Below are 320 nucleotides of genomic sequence, written 5' to 3' on the forward strand. Positions count from 1 at the left end.
GACCAGTTGCCAGCCGCGGCGGTTCAGATACCAGACCGGCGCTGACAGCATGTGGACCAGCCGGGTGAACGGGAAGAAAATCATGATGGTCAGGCCGAGGGTGATGTGGGCCTTGAACACCCAGTCGACGTTCGCGATGACCTCGGCGATGCCCGGGCGGAAGGTGAATATCCCCTGCGCCCAGGTCATGAATTTGATCATCTCCGCGCCATCCCGGTGGCCCAGCGAGACGTTGATGGTGGCCAGGCCCAGGCCCAGTTGAATCAGCAGAATGATCAGGATCGCCGTGTCCCCGAATTTGGATGTGGCGCGAATGCGCG

The 320-nt window shown here is 61.6% G+C and carries 1 protein-coding gene; it reads right to left on the reverse strand.

The features are described 5' to 3' along the window. The coding region (gene narI / locus FLQ44_RS23410) for a respiratory nitrate reductase subunit gamma (protein WP_147696238.1) at positions 1-320 on the reverse strand (320 nt) is incomplete at both ends.

The sequence above is a fragment of the Vogesella mureinivorans genome, assembly GCF_007644035.1.
In the GTDB taxonomy this organism is placed as follows: domain Bacteria; phylum Pseudomonadota; class Gammaproteobacteria; order Burkholderiales; family Chromobacteriaceae; genus Vogesella; species Vogesella mureinivorans.